At 72.8% G+C, this 3943-nt stretch carries 4 protein-coding genes and 1 pseudogene; 1 reads left to right on the top strand and 4 read right to left on the bottom strand.

Annotation, left to right across the window (positions count from 1 at the left end; all coding sequences use genetic code 11):
- The 4 genes and pseudogenes from AOK22_RS37550 to AOK22_RS37535 all read right to left on the bottom strand — a co-directional run.
- Positions 1 to 369 (bottom strand): annotated as a pseudogene (locus tag AOK22_RS37550) (hypothetical protein); the annotation flags it as partial.
- Positions 370 to 652: 283 nt separating this feature from the next.
- The gene (locus AOK22_RS37545; protein WP_055703134.1) at positions 653 to 1441 is read right to left on the bottom strand and encodes an enoyl-CoA hydratase/isomerase family protein; all 789 of its coding nucleotides are present in this window, start codon (positions 1439 to 1441) and stop codon (positions 653 to 655) included.
- Positions 1442 to 1488: 47 nt separating this feature from the next.
- Positions 1489 to 1944: a Zn-ribbon domain-containing OB-fold protein gene (locus tag AOK22_RS37540; RefSeq protein ID WP_055703133.1), complete on the bottom strand. Its 456-nt coding sequence runs from the start codon at positions 1942 to 1944 to the stop codon at positions 1489 to 1491.
- Between the two features lie 86 nt (positions 1945 to 2030).
- The gene (locus AOK22_RS37535) at positions 2031 to 3179 is read right to left on the bottom strand and encodes a lipid-transfer protein (RefSeq protein ID WP_055703132.1); all 1149 of its coding nucleotides are present in this window, start codon (positions 3177 to 3179) and stop codon (positions 2031 to 2033) included.
- A 157-nt stretch (positions 3180 to 3336) separates the two neighbouring features.
- On the opposite strand from AOK22_RS37535, the gene AOK22_RS37530 reads away from it, so the two are divergent.
- On the top strand, positions 3337 to 3943 hold a 607-nt coding region (locus AOK22_RS37530), incomplete at its 3' end, for an AMP-binding protein (RefSeq protein ID WP_157872418.1).

Here is a 3943-nt window from a genome sequence, read left to right as displayed (position 1 = left end):
CCCGAACCCGTTCAGCACCCCCTGCCCGAGCCCCGACCCGTCACCGGCGACGGTGAGGGAGCCCTCCGCCTGCCCCTGGCGGACCATCCACAGCACCGTGAAGCCCAGCACGACCACCCCCGCGCACCCCACCATCAGCCGCGACCGCAGCAGCACACCCACCAGGGTGAGCAGCGCCGCGAAGGCGAAGGGAAGGAACAGCGAGCCGAAGAGTTCCGCCCGCGCGTCGGTGATCCCGGCGCCGGAGAACAGTTCGTCGAGGCGGAAGTGGCGTCCGTGACGGCCGTCGTACCAGGCTTGGAAGGGGCTCCAGACGGCGGCCGTCGCTCCGATGAGAGCGAGGATCGACCCGAGGACGTTGCGGACCATGTCGGGCCTCCTCATGGGGCGTCTCTCAAGATCGACGCTACGCCGAGTGCGTGAACCCCGCCAGGCGACCACACCGGCCCTCGTGGACCACCGCGACGGCCGACCAGACGACCGTCGCGAAGAACACAGCGCCCGCCAACCTCCATGCGCGACGAGCCCGGCGACGCCCGCGCCGTCAGCCTCGGCTCCCCCAAGAGCCGGGCTCCTCGCATCGCCGAGCCGCGCGGCTGACCCGGCGTATACCTGCGCACCGGCGTATACCGGCGTATGCCGACGGACCGGCTCAGCGCGTACGGAAAGAGGCACCCCCGGTGGACCCGGCCGACCCGCGCCGCGCCGCGAACAGTTCCGCCTGCCGCTCCGGCGGCAGATTGCCCAGCGCGATCAGGTGCGGCGCGTGCGCCAGCGCCTGCGCGCGGGCCGCCTCCTTCGCCGACCACACCGCCCGCACCGTGCCCTGCACCGCCTCCGTCGGATACGACGCGATGGTCTCGGCGGCCCGCTTCGCCGCCGCCAACACCTCACCAGGGGGCGTCAGTTCGGAGACGAGCCCCGTCTCGTACGCGCGCCGCGCCGAGACCCGCTCCGCCGTCCCCATCAGCGCCATCCGCGCGACCTCGCCGAACGGCATGCGCTGCGCCATGTGGATCGTCTCGTACGCGCTGACCATGCCGTACGTGGTGTGCGGATCGAAGAACGTGGCGCGCTCGTCCGCGACGACGAACTCCGCCTCGCCCAGCAGGTAGAAGGCCCCGCCGCACGCCATGCCGTTGACCGCGGCGATCACCGGCTTCCACAGGTCGTTCGCCTTCGGGCCGATCGCGATCAGCGGATCGTCGATCGTGTACGGGGAGTTGGGCTGCGGCACCTCGGCGCCGCGGTCGATGCCGGTGCAGAACGCCTTCTCGCCCGCGCCCGTCACGACCACCGCCCGCACGGTGTCGTCGAAGCGGAACCCCCGCCAGGCCGCGGCCAGTTCGGCCGCCGTCGCCAGGTCGATCGCGTTGTGCCGCTCGGGCCGGTCCAGGGTCAGGACCGCCACGCCCGTCTCCTTGTCGACCGCCGTGCGCAGCGCGCCCTCCGGTGGAGGGGCCGGGGCCTGGGCAGGGGGCCGGGGCGTCACGGCCGCTCCAGGATCCAGCGCGGGACGACGACCCCGCCGACCTCCGCGAAGACGACCTGCACCTTCGCGCCGATGCGCAGCCGCTCCGGGTCCACCGAGTTCAGCGGGGCGTCGGGCGCCGTGACGAGGTTGCCGACGAGGCGGATCCGCGGGGCGTCGGCCAGTTCGACGATGATCGCGTTGTACGGGGCCTGCTCGGCGTAGGCGGGCAGCAGGGGCGGATGCGGGAACACGTACGACCAGATGCGGCCGCGGCCGCTCATCCTGCGCCACTCGCTGTCGAAGGACTGGCAGTGGGGGCAGCAGGGGCGGGGCGGGAAGCGGAGTTCGCCGCAGGCGGTGTTCGCGCAGGCCTGGATCCGCAGTTCGCCTCGGGCGGCGTACTCCCAGAAGGGGGCGCCGTCGTCGTCGGGGGTCGGGGTCAGGAGTGGTTCGGTCGTCGCGTCTGCCATGTGATCGTCCCTTGCCGGATGCGGATGTGAAGTGGCTTGTCGCACAGTTCCCGCGCCCCTGACGGGGCGCCGTCGCCTGCGCCGGTTCACGACCTCAGGAGGATCGCCGACGTCGGGACGCCCTCGCCCGCCGTCACCAGGCACGTCGACGCGTCCGGCACCTGTGCCGTGGACGTGCCCCGCAGCTGCTTCACGCCCTCGTTGATGAGGTTGAAGCCGTGCACATAGGCCTCCGAGAGGCCGCCGCCGCCCGTGTTGATCGGCAGCCGGCCGCCGCTCTCCAGGGCGCCGCCCTCCGTGAACGCGCCGCCCTCGCCGCGCCCGCAGAAGCCGTAGCCCTCCAGGGAGAGCGGGATGAGCGGGGTGAACGCGTCGTAGATCTGGGCGACGTCGACGTCCTGCGGGCCGAAGTCGGCCTGTTTCCACAGGTGTCGGGCCGCCGTCCAGGCGGGTCCGGAGAGCGGGTCGTCGTTCCAGTAGTTGACCATCCCGTGGTGCTGCGCGGGCAGGCCCTGCGCCGTGGAGTGGACGTACACGGGCCGCTGCCGGCAGTCGCGCGCCCGCTCGGCGGACACGATCACGCACGCCAACGCCCCGTCCGTCTCCAGGCAGTTGTCGAAGAGGCAGAGCGGCTCGCTGATCCAGCGCGAGGTCATATACATGTCGCGGGTCAGCGGGCGCTCGTACATGATCGCGGCGGGGTTCTGGTTGGCGCGGTTGCGGCAGGCGAGCGCGACGTTGAAGAGGTGGTCGCGGGTCGTGCCGTACTCGTGCATATGGCGGCGCGCCAGCATCGCGATCTCGTCGGCGGGCCGCAGCAGGCCGAAGGGGCGCGTCCACTGGCCCGGCGTGGGGAGCTGGACGGCGGTGTTCTTCCAGGGGCGCGGCCCGCTGCCCCGCTTGCGCGAGCGCCAGGCGACGCCGACGCTCGCCTGCCCGGTGGCGACGGCGGCGGCGAGGTGCGCGACGGTCGCGCAGGACCCGCCGCCGCCGTACCCCACCTTGCTGAAGAAGGTGACGTCGCCCGCGCCGATGGCCTTGGCGACCTCGACCTCGTCGGTCTCCTCCATCGTGTACGAGGCGAAGGCGTCGACCTCGGACGGGGCGATGCCCGCGTCGTCGAGGGCGGCGACGATGGCCCGGCAGGCCAACGCCTTCTCGCTCTCCGGGAGTTGTTTGGCGAACGGGGTCTGGCCGATCCCGACGATCGCTGTAGCGTCCTTGATTGAAGCCATGGGCAACGGACCTCCGCCGTGTCGCGAGCGTGTCCCGACTGCTGACAGCGCGTCAGGCTACAGCTAATCTGACGGATAGTCAGCTACTGCGTCGGGAGGGCTTGCTATGCGCGGCGACCTGGGGGATCCGGTGGATTCGGCCGGCCAACGGCAGGCGATGCGCGGCGACTTGGTGTGGGGCAGCATCCCCGGCCTCGTCCGGGCGGCCGCCGAGCGGTTCGGCGAGCGGGAGGCCGTCGTCGAGGGGCGTACCCGCGTCTCGTACCGGGAGCTCGGCGAGCGCGTGGCGCGCGCCGCGGCCGCCTGCGTGGCGAGCGGCGTCGAGCCCGGCGACCGCGTCGCCGTCTGGGCACCGAACACCCTCGACTGGATCGTCTCCGCCCTCGGCGCGGTCTCGGCGGGCGCCGTCCTCGTCCCCCTCAACACCCGCTTCAAGGGGACGGAGGCCGCGTACGTCCTCGCCCGCAGCCGCGCGAAACTCCTCTTCGTCACCGGGACGTTCCTCGGCACGTCGTACGTCGCCTCGCTGCGCCGCGCCGCCGCCGACGGGCCGGGCGAAGGGCCGCTGCCTGCGCTGCCGCACCTGGAGCAGGTGGTCGTCCTCTCCGACGACGCCCCGGACGACTTCCGCACCTGGAAGGACTTCCTGGCCGGCGGCGACGCGGTGGACGCCGACACGGTCCGCGCGCGGGCGGAGGCCGTCGACGGCTCCGACCCCTCCGACATCATTTTCACCTCGGGCACCACCGGCCGCCCCAAGGGCG

This window comes from Streptomyces silaceus, from assembly GCF_001419745.1.
In the GTDB taxonomy this organism is placed as follows: domain Bacteria; phylum Actinomycetota; class Actinomycetes; order Streptomycetales; family Streptomycetaceae; genus Streptomyces; species Streptomyces silaceus.
Note: the sequence above shows the minus strand (reverse complement) of the source record. Positions and strands in the feature narration are given on the sequence as shown.